The organism is Budvicia aquatica DSM 5075 = ATCC 35567, from assembly GCF_000427805.1.
Classification (GTDB): domain Bacteria; phylum Pseudomonadota; class Gammaproteobacteria; order Enterobacterales; family Enterobacteriaceae; genus Budvicia; species Budvicia aquatica.
The window spans coordinates 19037-36631 of sequence record NZ_ATYS01000008.1 but is presented as its reverse complement, the minus strand read 5'-3'; the positions used below and the strand labels follow the sequence as shown (position 1 = coordinate 36631).

The 17595-nt window shown below is 42.7% G+C and carries 10 protein-coding genes and 1 pseudogene; 8 read left to right on the top strand and 3 right to left on the bottom strand.

The window, feature by feature from the left end; genetic code table 11:
* Window positions 1-41: 41 nt before the first annotated feature.
* From YWE_RS0104585 to YWE_RS28900, 5 genes are all read left to right on the top strand, one after another.
* Complete coding sequence (locus tag YWE_RS0104585) at window positions 42-4112, top strand: beta strand repeat-containing protein (protein WP_029093449.1); 4071 nt, start codon at window positions 42-44, stop codon at window positions 4110-4112.
* 37 nt (window positions 4113-4149) lie between these two features.
* Window positions 4150-6228 carry an ATP-binding cassette domain-containing protein gene (locus YWE_RS0104580; RefSeq protein ID WP_029093448.1) on the top strand — a complete coding sequence of 693 codons (2079 nt, stop codon included), beginning with the start codon at window positions 4150-4152 and terminating at the stop codon, window positions 6226-6228.
* Window positions 6229-6861: 633 nt separating this feature from the next.
* Window positions 6862-7665, top strand: coding sequence for a transcriptional regulator (locus YWE_RS28905; RefSeq protein WP_161628764.1), 804 nt, complete (start codon window positions 6862-6864; stop codon window positions 7663-7665).
* Window positions 7666-8095: 430 nt separating this feature from the next.
* Window positions 8096-8341: an IS1/IS1595 family N-terminal zinc-binding domain-containing protein gene (locus YWE_RS26645; protein ID WP_036015112.1), complete on the top strand. Its 246-nt coding sequence runs from the start codon at window positions 8096-8098 to the stop codon at window positions 8339-8341.
* A 428-nt stretch (window positions 8342-8769) separates the two neighbouring features.
* Window positions 8770-9876, top strand: coding sequence for a glycosyltransferase family 4 protein (locus tag YWE_RS28900; RefSeq protein WP_051323198.1), 1107 nt, complete (start codon window positions 8770-8772; stop codon window positions 9874-9876).
* Between the two features lie 162 nt (window positions 9877-10038).
* On the opposite strand, the pseudogene YWE_RS30050 reads toward YWE_RS28900, so the two are convergent.
* Window positions 10039-10809 (bottom strand): annotated as a pseudogene (locus tag YWE_RS30050) (transposase).
* A gap of 214 nt (window positions 10810-11023) precedes the next feature.
* Between YWE_RS30050 and YWE_RS31175 the strand changes: the two are divergent.
* Complete coding sequence (locus YWE_RS31175; RefSeq protein ID WP_029093447.1) at window positions 11024-11269, top strand: hypothetical protein; 246 nt, start codon at window positions 11024-11026, stop codon at window positions 11267-11269.
* Between the two features lie 641 nt (window positions 11270-11910).
* Here the strand turns inward: YWE_RS31175 and YWE_RS0104545 are convergent.
* Window positions 11911-13098 (bottom strand): MFS transporter, encoded by a 1188-nt coding sequence (locus YWE_RS0104545; RefSeq protein WP_029093446.1) that lies wholly within the window; start codon window positions 13096-13098, stop codon window positions 11911-11913.
* Between the two features lie 113 nt (window positions 13099-13211).
* Here YWE_RS0104545 and YWE_RS0104540 point away from each other — a divergent pair, with 113 nt between their 5' ends.
* Window positions 13212-14114, top strand: coding sequence for a LysR family transcriptional regulator (locus tag YWE_RS0104540; RefSeq protein ID WP_029093445.1), 903 nt, complete (start codon window positions 13212-13214; stop codon window positions 14112-14114).
* A gap of 605 nt (window positions 14115-14719) precedes the next feature.
* Entirely contained in the window at window positions 14720-16117 is a 1398-nt protein-coding gene (locus YWE_RS0104535) for a sugar porter family MFS transporter (protein ID WP_036015110.1), read from the top strand.
* Window positions 16118-16253: 136 nt separating this feature from the next.
* On the opposite strand, the gene adiC is transcribed toward YWE_RS0104535, so the two are convergent.
* Window positions 16254-17591, bottom strand: a complete 1338-nt coding sequence (gene adiC, locus YWE_RS0104530) for an arginine/agmatine antiporter (protein WP_029093443.1) — start codon at window positions 17589-17591, stop codon at window positions 16254-16256.
* Window positions 17592-17595 lie beyond the last annotated feature (4 nt).

Sequence of the window (17595 nt, the reverse complement as noted above, 5' to 3'; positions counted from 1 at the left end):
AACCAATAGAGTGATAATGAACAGAATAAAAGGATTTAATCATGAGTAATAACTTACCGGTGCTGGGCGATATCCCTAAATCAATGGTGCCTTTTACCTATGCGGAAAATAGGATCCCGCTTTCCTGGAGTCAGGATGGGGTACAACTGCTGATCAGTGGCCCTGATTTGATTATTGAAACGTCCGGTGGTCAGCAACTGATTTTAACGATGGGCGCTGAGTTAGCCTCATTGCATAAAGGGCTGTTCAGGTTGACGTTTAGCGATGGTAAAACGCTGGATTCAGAGCAAATAATTGCGTTAGCAACCATACAGGACATCTCACCAGAAAGGGATAAAGCACCGGAAAACCCTAATCCGGAAGCCCGCCTGGACGGTAACGTGGTGCAAGAAGTCGTAGTTGAAGAAATCATCAGGGTCGAGAGTCAGGGCGGTGGCGAAAGCGAGCAGTCAGAAAACTCAACCTATGCAGAGTTAGACGTCCCGGTACAGTCAGTACTGACTAAACGCCAGTCTATTGATGATTCAATTCCTTTGATTCATAAAAGCTCAGGTTCACCACAGGTTGAGCATACTCAGGTAAGCGATATTCCATCGCCGATTGAACCGACGCCAATACCTCCGGGGCCGACCGAGCCAACGATCACGTTTCCTAAGGTGACCTTATTACAAGTAAACGGATGGCGGGACCCGAGTGCTCACACTTATCAGGTGGGAACCGGCGGTGATAGTGCCCGAGTAAGCGGCGGTATCGGTGAACAGTATCAGTCGACGTTAGTTGATTTATCACAGGAAAGTGCCAACTGGACGATTGATGCCCAAAATTCTAACTATTTGGCTGACGGAATGGTCAGCCGGATTATTCGGTTTGATGAGGCGGCGGGTAAAGTCACCGTAACCGGCTTACCTGGCGGATATCAGGTTATTGTTGGTGGCACAGCCGAAGGTAATGAATATGGTCTGATGCCGGGCGAAATCTTGCTCACTTATCCACAGAATCAATACGATACTTTCACGGTAAACGTCTCTTTTACCGACCTCTCGGGCCAGCCTAAAGAACAGGATATGACGTTTAGCGTGGTAGATAACCCAACGTCATTAATTAGTAGTGAAGGCCAAATACAGCTTGCCGCACGACCGAATGATGTCAGCGTGATTGGCGGTTCCGGTGACGATCTGATTATTGCCGGAAAAGGAAATGATAGCTACGACGGCGGAGCAGGCAATAACACCGTCGACTTCAGCAAAATAACCGCAGGGTTAACGGTTGATCTGGATAAGGGCACTGCTACAGGTGGCGGGAATTACACGCTATCTAATATTCAACATGTGATTGGTACCGATTATGGCGATGTGCTTATTGGTAATAGCCAGAACAATCACCTGCAGGGCGGACTCGGTGACGATACGCTAATCGGTGGCGGCGGGAATAATATTCTCAACGGCGGCGGTGGGATAAATACCCTCAATTATCAAACTGCGGGCTCCGGCGTTAGCGTTGACTTGAGTTCAAGCCAGGCGACGGATAATGGCAACGGCGGCACTGACCACATAAGCAATATTCAAAATGTGATGGGCAGCCAGCATGACGATCTGATTATCGGTGACCAAAATAATAACGTCCTTTATGGTGAAGATGGCGATGACATTCTGATCGGTATGGGCGGCGATAATATTCTTGACGGTGGCGCCGGTGTTAATACGGCCAGTTACGTCAATTCAACATCAGGCATCTCAGCCGATTTAACGACAAATACGGTCAGTAATGGTTTCGGTGGTACTGATAGCTTAATTGATATCCAAAATATCATCGGCTCAGACTTTGATGACCAAATAGTGAGTGGAAACGGTAGCTCTTATATTCAGGCCGGGGCCGGTAACGATAGGTTAATTGTTGGTGGCAATGAAAGCAGCCGGGCAATTTTAGACGGCGGAATCGGTGATGACCTGTTTATTGCCGGCTACGGCTACAATGCGTTTATCGGTGGCGGCGGCATTGATAGCGTTGATTATAGCCATGCATTAAGCGCCATTAATATTAGTTTGAAAGACAGTCGGGCCTATATCAATGGCTTCGGTGGTATTGACCAGTTTGATGGTATCAGCGGCATTATCGGCTCAGCATTTGACGACCGGATTGAGCTGGGTGCGAATGACGCCATTATTCATGCCGGGGCCGGAAACGACCTGATTATTGCCGGTAGCGGCGGTAATAACATGATTGACGGCGGGACGGGCATTAATACGCTGGACTATAGCAATGTGAGTTCCGCAATTAATCTCAGTTTGAATCAGGGCATGGCAACGAATAACGGAGCCGGTGGTCAGGATACGTTGGCTAATATCCATAATCTGATCGGTTCAGCGTGGAATGACGTGATTGAAGGTGATGATAGCAATAATACTATCAGCACTGGTGCAGGAGATGACCGAGTTTACGGTTCTAAAGGCAACGATATCATTGATGGTGGTATCGGTAGCAATACTCTCGACTATAGTCGATTGAGCGAAGCAGTATCCGTCAATATGGTGACACGTACCGTGCAAAAAGGGCTCAGTGGTACAGATAATTTTACCCAGTTCGATCGCTTTGTCGGCACGGCTTACGATGATTCATTTATCGTTACCGCCGGTGTTTCTGCTATTGATGGCGGCGAGGGCTTTGACAGCCTTAATTTTGGAACACTTAGCGGAAGTTTAACCATTAATCTGGCGAGCGGCATTATTGAAGGGCGTAATGGTACTAATCTGAATTACGGTTCTATATCTGTTGGTGGCATCGAAAAAGTATCAGCAAATACGGCAAGCGGCAGCTATTTTGTTGGCAGTATGACCGGCAGTAATGAGTTTATTGGCGGTACTGGGGTCGATATATTCCGCGCTAACGGTGGCAGTAATATTATTACCGGCGGTGGTGGCGCGGACTGGGTGGAATATATCAGCGCAACTCAGGGGGTTGACGTCAACCTTAATCAGAATGGTATCGGTAAAGGTGTGAGTAGCAATAACGGTTTTGGCGGACAAGATATCTTAAACGGAATTACTCATCTCAGGGGATCGTCATATAACGATGTCTTGAACGGTACCGGATACCTTGATGGCGGAGCAGGAAACGACACGTTAAATGGCAATAATAGTACAGCAGCCTACGCGTACTATGGCTCAGTCACAACGAGCAGAGGTATAACGGCCGATCTTCAGGCCGGGATAACCTCACAAGATGGCTATAATACTCAAGATACATTGATTGGCATTAATAACATTATCGGTACAAGTTACAAAGATACTATTTATGGCAATGATAGTAATAATCTCATTTATTTAGGTCTTGGTGATGACTATGCGTACGGTAGTCGCGGAAATGACAGATTATATGGTGAAGGTGGAACTGACACCATTGACTATAGTCTGTTAAATGCTGCCGTCCGTGTCGATCTCTTAATCAGCTCCGCCAATAAAGGCGTTAATGGCACCGATGTTCTATCCAGCTTTGAAAATATTACCGGTACCATTTATGCGGATGTTTTAAACGGTAATAACAGCAGTAATGTGATTAAAGGTGGTGGTGGTGATGACGTTCTGATGGGGATGGGGGGGAATGATACCCTGATTGGTGGTGATGGCTTTGTGACCGCAGATTACAGTCTGTCACCGGCTGGTATTGTCGCTAATCTCTCCACCGGGCAAGTTCAGGACGGTCACGGTAGTCTGGATACGCTGATTTCTATTTCTAAAATTACCGGCTCAGCCAAAGACGACATATTTGAAATCACGAATAACTTGGATCTTCACCAGTACACACTTGATGGTGGCACCGGAACTGATGTTATTAAGAAGTCCGGTAGCGGGGGGGTATTCACGCTTGGCGACAGCAATTTCCATATTGCTAATATTGAAAAACTGGATTTTGCTGATGGTCAGAATGACACCCTCAGCGTTGAGCTTACCGGCCTGTTTAGCGGCGCTTTAGCTAAATCATCTATTAGCTTAAGCACCGATGCCGGAGATACTGTGCACATCGATCCTACGGGCGGTTGGAATCTGACTTCCAGTGATAGCAATCACCAAACATGGAATAACGGTGAGCAAAACTTTACCTGGTCGTGGGCGTAATGTGTCGTGCGAGACGCATACCAAGAGATATGTATTTATGAGTATTGATGTTAATCAACAGAATGAACCTGACGTTCAGTATCAGGACTCTGTGAAACCACCGATAAGTAATGCCTCGCTAAGGGATAGCCTGGCAGAAGCAGCGACCGCGCTATCTTTGCCGGTCGCTCGTTGGGAATGGCAGCAAAGCGCAGATAAGCTATCAGCGAAAACAAGCACAGAAGTCTGGTTTGAGTTAGCCAAAAAAAATCTGGATATAGAAGCCTTACCTTGCAGCCCCGGGCATCAAGTATTAAATGGCGCTGTATATCTGTTTTATACCGACGGTGTATGGGTAACAGCCAAGGCTGGTGGTAATCTGCAGCTTAAGAGTACCTCCGGGCAAGCGATGTTGCTGCCGGAGAAAATGGCATGGCGTATCGTGCCATTAGAGAAAAAGCATTTGCTGAGCTGGCGTTCTCTATTCAAATTAGGTGAGCAGGAAGGAAAAATAGTGACCCGGTTGCTGTGGTCGACTCTGGTGATTAACCTGTTAGCGATTGTGATGCCGCTCTATTTGAACGCGATTTATGATCGGGTAATTCCCGGTCATGCTGATGCTTCTCTATGGACGCTATCCGTGGTGGTCGTTCTCGCTCTGTTGGTGGAATATGTTTTCCGTATGGAGAGGGTTAAAACGGGCTGCCACTTCCTGACTGCGATGCAGCAGCGGCTTGAACCCGGACTTATCCGGGATCTGATTCATGTTACTCCCGATCGGAATAATCGCTGGGGCAGGGGCGTTCTGGAAGCGATGAATAACTGGAATCGCTTTCGTATGCAGTGTTTGGGGTTATTCTCCAGTTCGGCGTTAGATTTAGCCTTTTCAATTCTCTATTTTATCGTTATTGCAGCAATAGCCGGATGGTTAGTGCTGGTTCCGATATTTATTTTTATCTGTGCCATTGTTCGGGTTGTTTTCTATTATATGGAAAGTGAAAAGATTCCCGTGCTGAATGCACAGGTTCCTTTCTCTACCGGCTCACTAGAAAACTATCAGGCAACGGTTGCTTATAAAGGCGCGTCTATGCGCTTCCTGTGTGCTAATGAAAAAGCGCAGCAGTCAGAGCAGGCTCGCTTTATTGCGCAGAATAAATGTAGTGCCTCGTTGATGGCATTAATGAATATGCAGACGGTGCTAGCCGTTATTGGTGCATTCTATCTGGTCCAAAGCGGCGGAATGTCTCCGGCCGGGCTATTTGCCACTATTATTATCGCCGGTCGTTTAGGGCAACCTGTATTTTCTTTAATGCATTTATTACCCAATTTGCAACGTATGCGTCAGTCTATGACTGAAACAAACCAATTGCTTAGTGAACATTATAAAGGTAGTGATAGTGAACTGACCGGATATCATGGGCCTCAAAATGGCTGGGGAATTTCTCAGTTAGATTTTAAATATCATCCATCTTTGCCTTGTATTAATCAGCTTAACTTCCGTATTGAACCAGGAGAACGGGTCGCTATTGTTGGCGGAGCCGGTGCCGGAAAGAGCACCGTATTAAAGTTATTGCTCGGGCTTTTATCACCTAACAGCGGGCATATTACATGGGATGGACTGTTACTTTCATCCGGTAATGTTAATTTAATGCGTGATAGCGTTCATTATTCTTGGCAGGACAGTGAAGTCATTGGTGATACGTTATATGAGTACTTATCGCTGGATAATGTCATATCGACTCAGTCAGACGACATATTAAATATTCTAAAACAGGTTAATTTAACGAGCCTGTTGCCTTTCCTTAATCAAGGATTAGAGACTTATTGGCGAAATCTTCCGATTCCCCTTACGGCATTACAGAAACAACAATTAGCGCTTGCCCGGTTACTTCTATCACCACGTAAATTTTGCATTCTGGATAATCCTAGTGCGCATTTAGACCCGGCATCTGAGTTGGTTTTAATTGAACAATTAAAACAGCGTGCTAAAGCCGGAGAGGGCCTTTTAATTGCCACAGACAGAGCTAATCTTGTTGCTTTAGTTGACCGTGTGATTATGCTAAATGCAGGAAAAATAGTATTCGATGGCAATAGAAATGATTTTAGTGAATACCTACAGTCGCGAAGAGAAAAATAAATACACTTATTGAAGACTTTAAAGTCCAGCACGTTAGTTAAGCCCCGATAAATTAAATTTTATCGGGCTTTTTTTATCTCTTCTATTCATCCGCCTAAATTATTCTACTCAATAATACACTTTATGCTATGAGTCACTAGAACGTAGCCTTTCAATATTTCTATTCATCAAAAATTCAGTTGTAGAGATGAAGATTTTACTCTTCATCGCCTTGTTGTTGGCCTGCTAAGCGGAAGGTTCTGTATTTGCTGTGAAATGCTTATTTAAAATCTTAATGTTAATGCAGTGATTAATTCGAAACTTAATCCTGTAAAATGATCATTTATCGGTTTTTATGTCTTTATTTTACCTTTTTGTCTATTAAGGTTTATTCTTTGGTTTTTACTCATATAATCTAAAAATCGCTAGTGTAGACGTGAAAAGCTATAGCCAGATTTTAATCAAGATATAGTGAGTAATGTTTATTAAATAGTCATGGTTTTACATATTATTCACTATAAAGATCAACTTTTTTGAAGTTTTTTTATGAAAATATCAGTAAAGCTATTATGCAATTAGATACTCGGTGAGATCGCTATGCTATACCTTATAAACAATAATATTGTATTTAATACAGAAGATAGAACATTAGTTATGCAACAGGATGAGATGTCTGCTGTGATATTATCTAACTCAGCTAACAGATTATTATACGAGTTATTATACAGCTATGGGCAGACTGTCTCACGAGACTCTCTGTTTCAAAACGTGTGGGATAATCACGGATTAGTTTCTTCTAATAGTAATTTGAATCATTACATTAGTCAGCTAAGAAAGAGTCTGGTTTCTTTTGGCCTATCGGATAAAGTCATTATTACTATACCAAAGGTAGGTTTTAAGTTTAGCGAAAAAGTGCCAGTAATGTTAATGGATGATAATGGTGATACCCCGAGAGCTGAAGATAAAAATGAACGTTTAGAATCTGTGTATCAAGAACTTGATAACTTGACGACGGAGATTCTCTCTCAAACTCAAGATCGTACCGAATTAACGGATATCAACCAGCAGTCACTATTGAGTCAAAATATAGCTCAATCAGACGACGTGAATAAAAAAATTACTACTAAGCCATCATATAAAATGCTTTACGTTGTTTGTAGCATTTTGGCCTTAGTATCATTAACTTTTATTGCTCTGTTTTTTACTATGGATACCCGTAGCGTTAAGAATAATTTCTTTACGGCTGAATCTGATATATGTCCGATATATAAGTTTTACCCTTTACCGGATGAATTAAATGGAAAAGCTACTGAAGATATAGACTCTATAATAAAAAATAATAATATAAGTTGTAAAAATGATCAGTTTATTATGGTTAACTATGGTAGCAAGACATTTGCATCACTTTGCTCCGTAACCGAACAACGGTCATTTTCTTGTAAAGCTCTTAACTCATAACATTATTGTTATGGATTATTATTAGTTAGGCTTGCTATAGCTGTGTTTTGATTATCATATTTTAATAAATAATTTTGGATTTACATAATTAATTTCTTATTTACCCTTATAAAATCTTAATAATTAGGTGGGCGTTTTAGCTGTGCTAACTGAACAATTTTGAGTCATAATTCAGTATTTTCTTGTTATTTTGGAGTTATAGTCATTAAATTTATTATTGAGAGGTGTAAAAAACTATAAAAAACGAATATCAATATTCAGCTTTTTATGGTGCTGAGTTGTTATTATAATTTAATCCATATTATATTTTATCAAATATCCATAATTGTATGGTTGGTATATTGTTGGGTATATCTATATGCCTGATAATGGCTACCAATATTCATTATAAGACTTTTATTTCTTTTATATTAAAGAGGGAACTAATTAAATGAAAATCAAAGTAATTCCATGTAGGTTTTGTGGCAGTGTAGAACATGTTCGTAAGCATGGTAGTGGTAAATCAACTAAGATGCAGCGTTATTATTGCACTGACTGCGTTAAAACATTTCAGGTCAAATATATTTATAATGTCAGCCAGCCGGAGGTATCGTTAACTGAAGAGATTGCACCCAAGAAGCACTCTACTCAGGCAACTCCTCAGCCCCAGCGCTATGCGGAAATGGCCGGTGCTTGAACATGGTTCAAGCCTAATATTTAGCTACATTAGCTGCTCTACTTAAACTGACAATTATTTATCACAACTGAATAATTGTCAGTTCATGCCTGAATAGTTACCTAAATAGCCTTTGATGTCGTCTCGGGCATATGACAATGAGTTAGGGCTGTTAGGTTATGAAATTGGTATATCAGAAGCCTCTCTGCGAGCTTTGAATATCATATTGTAAAAATATCGCAGGTTTAAATTGCTTCTTAAGCTCAGCCCCATCAGCCCCAAGATATGCTATCTATAATTGATTAGATACCATCCTTTTGATTGATGATTTAAATGAACCAATATATCAACTCAAATAGTTAAATCTACTAGATACATAAAGTTGCGTCAGATATAATACCGTATCCGTATTACAAGGCCGTCGGCCACATTCTGTATATTAGATACCCATGAATATTCTTTACACTAACTTCCATGTCGCCGGCGGTGGCGGCCACGATGTTTATATTCGAACGCTACTTAAGCAAGACACTCATACGATTTATGTAGCCTGCCCAGAGAGCAGTAATCTTTATCAGTCATTAAAGCGAGATAACGAAGCAAATATTCTTCCGTTAGAGTTTCCGGGAAAGTTAAGTGATGGAGTCAATATCATCATTCAGCTAAGGCGGCTACTAGCGATAATTCAAGACTATGAGATTGATATTGTGCATACCAACGGCTCATCAGATAACCGTTTAGTCACTTATGCACGGCTATTTAGCCGCAGAAAATTCAAACAGATATTCACTAAGCACAATGCATTTCCTATTAGAGGCCTGATATCGCAGTGGCGATTCATGAAGGCCAACCATGCTATTATTTTTGTCAGTCAGTCTATTTACCAGTCAATTGGATTTCCGGTTCGATCTGATAAAATCACGGTCATTCGCAATGGAGTTGATACTGATTATTGGCAAATGCCTACAACAATCGTTTCGTCTGAGCAAATAAGACTGGTTAGTATTGCTGGTACATCAAGATACAAAGGTTGGCATTATCTGATTAATGCTCTCAAATTGTTGCCAGAGCCAGTACGTTGTCGATTTACTGTCACTATAGCTGGCGATTTACCCGATATAGCAACGCGCCTTGAGCGCTGCAGAGGTGATTGGCTGCCTGAACAGGTGACTTTTACTGGTTTTACACCAGAGCCCTATTCGATCTTATTGAATGGTGATATTGGGTTTGTTCTGTCCGATGCTGTGGAAACTATCAGTTTCGCCTGTCGGGAAATGATGTCTGCGGGGCTTCCTGTGATTGTTAGTAACTTTGGTGGATTATCCGAGAATATCGAATCAGGTCAAGATGGATGGATTATACCTGTGGGCGATGAAGTCGCACTGGCTAAACTCTTAACCGATATCCATATGATGGATCCATTAGCTTTAACCAAGATGAAACAACATGCCAGAGCGAAGGCACAACTTGAGTTTGGTGTTGAAAACATGATATTAGAAACACAACGGGTTTATGATGCTGTTATGTCGAACGAGGCTATTAATAGCAATCAATGAGATAGAATACGGCTATTCGGAGATAGTAGATAATTATTTATCTGGGTATATGGAGCTGGCAGACATTTTATGTCACTTGGCGAATGCTCTTAGATTCGTATTATGGTAGTCCTCCATCTTTAACCTAGGTTATAAGTAGAATTAGGCCATTCGTTGTATATGTTACATTGGTATGTAGCCATTCAACGCCATACTCGGGCGTTAGTGATTAGCCACCGCGTGGCATAGTCCTGTAATTCATCCAGCGATGAAAACAGGTATTGTCTTAGCCAATCATAGTGTACTGTCCAGATCTCCCTTTCACTCAATAAGTTGCTCTAGTGCTCTCACAACCAGACTGGCCGGCAGGGAAAAATTCACTTCAATAGTTAATGCTTCACGATTAAAGTTATCAATGATATTCAATAAACGGGCTGAACGACTATCCGACAACTGATCATACATGAAGTCCATTGACCAACATTCATTGCCCGTTTCAAGTACCGTCAGTGGTTCGGGTTTATCCCGTTTCAGGCGTTTTTTCGACTTTATTTGTATGTTCAGTGACAACGTGCAGTAAACTCGGTAAACCCTTTTGTGGTTAAATCTAAAGTTTTTACGTTACGAAGGCATAAAAAGCACAAATCAAATCCCCCAGTTGCGCTGACTGTCATTTATATCTATCAGTTAGCCAACCACTGTTTGCCGTAGCCTCCTTACTGATCTCTGTATTCAGTCGTTTTTCGACATACATTTTTTGAGACGATGATTTTCCTCTTCCTTCTCTTTCAAACGGTTCATCACGGAGGCATCCATACCTATCGTGAATGCCATTTATAAAAAACTGGCGTTGCACATGCCATATTCGCGGTACAGCTCAGAAACAGGCGCTCCAGCCTCCGCTTGCTTAAGGATGGTAATAATTTGTTTGTCGGTAAAACGTGCTTTTTTCATAGAAATCTCTTCAGTTTAGATTACGAGAAAACTCCACTTATTAATATGCTGGATTTCCGGATGAATGGCCTTAATGTTGGTCTGTATATAGCTTAATATTTTACTTAATTTTACATTGGTAGATTTTATTACAATTAAGTGATGACATTTCAAGCGTTAAGTATGGTTATAATAATCAATGGATTAATTAGGAGCCTTGGCTTAATTTGCATTTATGAATATGTCGCTTAAGAAATTTTTAGATTTCCTTCTGCCCCGATTTGTTACTGAAGACGTGGTGTTTGAAGAGTTGATTTGCAGGGGGCGTGCCGAGTCATGGTCTCCGGCTTGTGCTATTACTGATATAAAACCCGGCGAACGTTATGAAAAGATTGGGACGATACGCAGCTTCAAATTTATGGGGGGATCATACGGAATTCAGGTTATTGGCGAACTACGTGAATTCAAACCTAAAAGTTAGTAACCACAAATCTATTCAGTGATAAATCGCTCTTAATACCTTCCAAAGTAGCATCAACGTTTTTATCGGATCATGACAGTAGAGTACTGCAATTAAGAATAATCCAAAGCGTGTTACGGCAGTGATTGTTGGTTTCTATTTTCGACGCGTGGCATGGTGAATTAATATTGAGACTTGATGACAATATCTTACCGCAGGCGCCAACAGCGGATGTTTGTCGGTTGGGGCTTAAAGAAAAACCGCCGGCCTAATTAGATCGTCGGTTTTTGAGGGTATGGTTTTATAACAGGTATAAATTCAATTTGAGGACAGACCATAAGAGCACTTGTTTTTGGCGCCGGAAATCTGAATCAGCACCCATAATATACCCAATACGACTATCGCTGCTCCGACCCATGCAGTACTCACTAGGCCAGTGTTCTCTACAGCAATGCCGCCGTTGAACCCGGCGATATTGAGACCAGTGGCGACTGCCGGCGCATGATGGTGCGATAAACCAATGACGCTACACAATGGCAAACGGGTGCGAGTCTTGCCTGATTGGGAAGGTGTGGCGTCCAAAATCAGCCTTGTGCCTGCTGTTTCATCTATTCAATAAGATGGAAGGTGAAAGAGCAAGATTCTCAATAGTCCGGTAAATGCTAGGGATCGTGTTGAGCGTTGCGGGACACGGACAATACGTTAGTACGCTTTCTGTTTAACCAACCGGCCAGGCTAAAGCTCATCAACCCCAGCACGCCTAGCCCAATCGCAAAATATAATATTGCCATATTACCGTACTTAGTAAGAATAAGGCCCCCGGCAAGGGCACCTGAGCCAATACCGAGATTGAACGTGGTGACTAATAACGCTGAGGCAGTTTCAGGATGTTTGGGGGACAACAGCAAAAACCAGCCTTGTAATCCGACAATTAGCACTGAGATTGATAAGCCCCAGATAAATACTTCAAATATTGCCATATAAGGTCCCATACCAGGCTGAGTTATCATCATTTGTGACAGCAAAACCCCGACTGTCGCAGCAACGCAAAGTTGCAGTGGCTTACTGCCTAACCCGCCCGCCAGTAACATACCAACCACGCCTGCAATACCAAATATGAATAACATCATGGGTTTCTCAGAGGCGGTCATATTCATCGGGTTATCCAACAACGTAGTGATATAGGTATAGCTGGTAAAATGCATACTAATCACGACTAAGGTAGTTAACGCTGCTACATACAGCAGTTTATTGTGGTGTGACAACCTTGAACCGTTAGTATCGCTAGTATCAGTCATAACAGGATTGTTGAACGATGGTAGCCATAAAAAAGCGGCGACAAAAGTGCATAGCCCCAATAATCCGAACAGACCGAATCCAGCCTGCCAGTTAAACTTCTCACCAATAAAACTAGCAATAGGAATACCGATAACGTTGGCGATTGAAATTCCGGCAAAAACGATGGCAGTTGCCCTGTTAGTTGGCATATTAGGTGCAACCCGAATAGCATAGGCCGCCAACATAGCCCAAAAAACACCATGCCCAAGTGCTGCGATAAAACGCAGTACAATCAGCATCTGATAGGAGTGAGAAATAATGGCCATTCCGTTAGATACGGTTATTGTTCCCAGCAGAAATAAAAATAATTTGCGCCGTTCGAATCGACGGGTCAGTAAGGTTAATGGTATGGACGTTAACGTGATCACCCATGCGTATCCGGTCACCAGATACCCGATTGATTCAGGGGAAACCTGTAAATCGCTGACTAGCTGAGGTAATAAGCCAATAGGCAAAAATTCAGTCGTTTGGGATACAAATGCGCCCATCATTAGGATAAGTAATGCTTTCATCTTTATCACTCGGGTTAATGTCTTTAGATAAAGTACTTTAAACTTATTACTATTGATGAAAAATAGTGCTTTAATCACTACTTTGGTGAATAAAATTCATTAGTGGTGGCGAGATGGAAAATCTTAATGAAATAAACTTCTTCATACAGGTAGTGAAAGAGGGGAATTTTGTATCTGCTGCACGTAGCTGTGGTGTTGCACCTTCTACCATCAGTAAAAGCATAGCCAAGCTTGAATCCCGATTAAAAGTACAGTTATTTAAGCGTAGTACGCGTAGTGTGTCGCTGACCAGCGTAGGAACTCAGCTTTATCATCGTAGCTTAGGTGTATTAGCTGAAATTCGTGCAATCGAAGAAGAGATCGTCTCTTCCGGTAATTTAATTGCCGGTCCGATACGTATTAGTCTGGCTGAACAAACTCCATTATTACCTGCTTTTGAGGCATTAATGCGCGCTTATCCATTACTAGAGCTGGAGCTGGAGTTTACCGACAGGCTGGTTAATGTGATTGAGGAAGGTTTTGACTTAGTTATACGCAGTGGAACTATTCAGGATTCCAGATTAAAAATGAAGTCGTTAACCACCTTTAGTTCCAAGATGGTAGCATCGGCTGATTTTTTACACCGCTTTGGTATTCCGCACCATCCTAATGACCTCAAAAACTATCCTTGTTTGCATTACCGTTTTCCCCACAGTGGAAAACTGGAAACATGGCAGCTCAGGGAGTTTAGCGATGCCGAAAGTATGCTTCTCCCAAAAACGTTGATTTGTAATCATACTCAAACTCGAATGCAATTTGCTTTATCAGGAATGGGGCTGGCTTGGTTGCCGGATTATGTTATACAACCCGCGTTGGTAAACAACAGCCTGTGCAGCGTATTGGATGAGTATGCCATTCGCAAAGAAACGCTATCGTTACTCTGGCCAGCCGACCGGTGGCTGGCAAAACGAACGCGTACGGTTATTGATTTTTTGAGCGATTTTTTTTCGCCTGACGCAAAATTGGATATCCTATAACGCGTTGTGTTAGGTAATCAGGCGATAACGCATATAAACATCGCCAACATTGGCTATGCCAGAGCAGGGCTCTGCGATATTTCTCTGGTATGGCGTATTATCATCTTTAGGCTTTATCGGTCTGAAATGAGAAATCTAAGCCGATAATAACGATTACTTGGTGATTCGCTTTCTCGGTTAGTCTTTTTAGCCGCGGTAAGTGGGCTATGCCTCAGACTTTTCTATCGCATTTCCTCTGCTGCTTTAAATCTCAATTATTTGTGATTGTCATTGTATCTTGTCGCTATTTCCTTTCTTACTGAGTTGGTAAATGTGATTAATATCTCATTTTAATCTGTATTAAAACAATAAATTGAAAGCGATTACATATAGGATTTATATGGATTAATTTATGGTTATCTTTCCTGCTTTCAGTAAATTCAGAATTAAAACCCCTGTTTACTAGGATGAATGAGTTTTTACGCTTCTTGTGATCGTTATCTTTCTTAGTGGTAAATTCCAAATTTTGTAACCGATTACATTTATGTGACACCCCGCACTTTTCATCTGAATAAACTCGCTAGAATATGAAGAAAGTCCCCCTCCGAATAAATGAGGTAAATAGTATGAGTCAGTTAACTATTGAGCGATCGGCAAAATCAAGAGCAACAATGACCTTCTTTGTTTGTTTTCTTGCTGCATTGGCCGGGTTGTTGTTTGGTCTGGATATCGGCGTTATTGCCGGTGCACTTCCTTTTATTACTGAGGCTTTTCAGATGACTACCCAACAGCAGGAGTGGGTAGTGAGTTCCATGATGTTCGGTGCGATGGTTGGCGCGGTTGGCAGCGGGTGGCTGTCATTCCGTCTTGGGCGGCGCTATAGCCTGTTGATTGGGGCGGTACTGTTTGTCGTCGGTTCCTTGCTTTCTGCCTTTGCGCCGAGCGTTGAGTTTCTGATTATCTCTCGTGTGCTATTAGGCCTGGCGGTTGGTATCGCTTCCTTCACGGCTCCGCTATATTTATCAGAAATCGCGCCTGAGCATATTCGTGGCAGTATGATCTCGATGTATCAGCTGATGATTACTATTGGTATCCTGGCTGCATTTCTGTCAGATACTGCCCTGAGCTACAGTGGCCAGTGGCGCTGGATGCTGGGGATCATTACCATTCCAGCCGTAGTCTTGTTCGTCGGCGTTCTGTTTTTACCGGAAAGCCCGCGTTGGCTGGCGATTAAAGGTCGGATTTCTACCGCAGAAAAAGTTCTACTCTTACTGCGTTCAACCAATGATGAAGCCAGAAATGAGCTGGAAGAAATTCGTGACAGCTTGAAGGTTAAGCAGAGCGGCTGGGCACTTTTTACCAGTAATAAAAATTTTCGTCGGGCCGTATTTTTAGGCATCTTATTGCAGGTTATGCAGCAATTCACCGGTATGAACGTCATTATGTATTACGCGCCAAAAATCTTTGATCTGGCGGGGTACAACACGATTCATGAACAAATGTGGGGAACGGTAATTGTCGGCTTAGTAAACGTTCTGGCCACGTTTATCGCTATTGGTCTGGTCGATCGTTGGGGCCGCAGACCTACGCTTATTCTTGGTTTTATCGTGATGGCATTAGGTATGGGGTCGCTGGGCTTAATGATGCATATTGGCATTGAATCAGTATGGCAACAGTACTTCTCTGTCGGAGTATTACTGATGTTTATTGTTGGCTTTGCAATGAGTGCTGGCCCGCTGATTTGGGTACTGTGTTCAGAGATTCAACCACTGAAAGGGCGTGATTTCGGTATTACCTGTTCTACGGCGGTTAACTGGATTGCCAACATGATTGTAGGTATGACTTTCCTTACCATGTTGAATTCACTGGGCAGTGCAAATACCTTCTGGGTTTATGCCTTACTGAATTTGATCTTCATCTTCCTGACGCTGGCCTTTATTCCTGAAACTAAGAACATTTCTCTGGAACATATTGAGAAAAACCTGATGGAAGGCAAACCGCTACGGATGATTGGATCAAAGTAAGCACCTGAGCTTTCACTAAGGTTTAACCGTTAAAAAAATAAGGCATATAACTGATGTTATATGCCTTATTTTTTGTTCCGGACAGTTGAACCGGATGGTTATTGGTTAACCGTGGAATGGGGTTGTTTTAAACTGTTTAGCCTTTATCTACCGGAGCCTCCAGCGGGTATGGTGCCTTATGTTTTGTATTGTAGTTAAAGGTATACATGGCGGTAATACCCATCATGATAACTAATGTCCACATTACCTCTGTCGCGCCTGAACCGACAACCGCCCAGATGCAATAGATGAAGGCAATAAAGGTGAGCGCCCGATAGCGCATAAGGGTGTCACCAAAGTGCCCGTGTCCGAGTAACAACAGCGCTGCACAGGTATACAGATAAGGTATCAGCGTGAAGATAACCGATATCGATGATACTAAACCAAACTGTTTGGCTGCATTGGGTGAGATACTACTGAGCTGAAAAATCGTCATTAGCACACCAATAATCAATAGCCCAGCAACCGGTGTTCCTGCTTTATTTACTTTGGCAAAAATAGCTGGAAATAAGCCATCGTCTGCGGCAGCCTTAGCCGTTTGGCCTGCCAGTAAGGTCCAGCCGCCTAATGAACCAAGACATCCGGCGGCGGCGCAGAATGAAACCACGGCACCGGCAGTATCACCTAATGCCATTCTGGCTGCGTCACCAAAGGGGGATGCTGAAACTTTTAGTGCTTCGTTCGGAATCATTCCCATGATCGCGGTACTGGAAAGTACATAGCATACGGCGGCAATTAATACGCCACCAATGGTGGCAATTGGCACATTACGTTTCGGGTTTTTTACCACTCCGGCGGCAACGGAGGCACTTTCTACCCCGATAAACGACCAGAGCGTTACGCTTAAGGTGCTCTGAATAGCGCCAAAGGTATTTAATCCGCTAACATTCCATGAATCCATATACGTGGTACCGCTGAACCAGAACCAACCGAAAACTGCAGTGGCGACAATAGGTACCAAAGCTAAAACTGTGGCAACTGCCTGCACACGGGTAATCATGGCTGGGCCGACAATATTGAGAAACACAAATATCCATAATACTGCGGTACAGGTTAGCGTAAGTACCATTGGGTCTTTTAATATCGGAAAGAAGTAGCTGAGATAACCCACTCCGATAACCACCATGGCGATATTACCAATCCAACAGGCAAGCCAGTACAGAACGTTAGTCTGGTATCCGAGAAATGGTCCAAATGCCCGACGCGCATAGGCATAAGAGCCGCCGGGACTATCATCCAGAGATGACATTTTGGCATAGACCATTGACAGAGCTACCGCGCCGATAATGGTAACAAGCCAGCCTAAAATGGCAATTCCGCCGGTTGATGCCAGACTTGCTGGCAGCAAAAATACCCCTGAACCCATAATATTACCGGCGACCATAAGAGTGACTGGGATCAGACCAACTTTATTTGCATCCGTTATTGTAGACATTGTT

Bases quoted from the DNA above. Each gene is read 5' to 3' on its own strand.
- YWE_RS0104580 (WP_029093448.1), top strand. From the start codon at position 4,150: ATGAGTATTGATGTTAATCAACAGAATGAACCTGACGTTCAGTATCAG.
- YWE_RS0104535 (WP_036015110.1), top strand. From the start codon at position 14,720: ATGAGTCAGTTAACTATTGAGCGATCGGCAAAATCAAGAGCAACAATG.
- YWE_RS0104585 (WP_029093449.1), top strand. From the start codon at position 42: ATGAGTAATAACTTACCGGTGCTGGGCGATATCCCTAAATCAATGGTG.
- YWE_RS28905 (WP_161628764.1), top strand. From the start codon at position 6,862: ATGCAACAGGATGAGATGTCTGCTGTGATATTATCTAACTCAGCTAAC.
- adiC (WP_029093443.1), bottom strand. From the start codon at position 17,591: ATGTCTACAATAACGGATGCAAATAAAGTTGGTCTGATCCCAGTCACT.
- YWE_RS0104540 (WP_029093445.1), top strand. From the start codon at position 13,212: ATGGAAAATCTTAATGAAATAAACTTCTTCATACAGGTAGTGAAAGAG.
- YWE_RS0104545 (WP_029093446.1), bottom strand. From the start codon at position 13,098: ATGAAAGCATTACTTATCCTAATGATGGGCGCATTTGTATCCCAAACG.
- YWE_RS31175 (WP_029093447.1), top strand. From the start codon at position 11,024: ATGAATATGTCGCTTAAGAAATTTTTAGATTTCCTTCTGCCCCGATTT.
- YWE_RS26645 (WP_036015112.1), top strand. From the start codon at position 8,096: ATGAAAATCAAAGTAATTCCATGTAGGTTTTGTGGCAGTGTAGAACAT.
- YWE_RS28900 (WP_051323198.1), top strand. From the start codon at position 8,770: ATGAATATTCTTTACACTAACTTCCATGTCGCCGGCGGTGGCGGCCAC.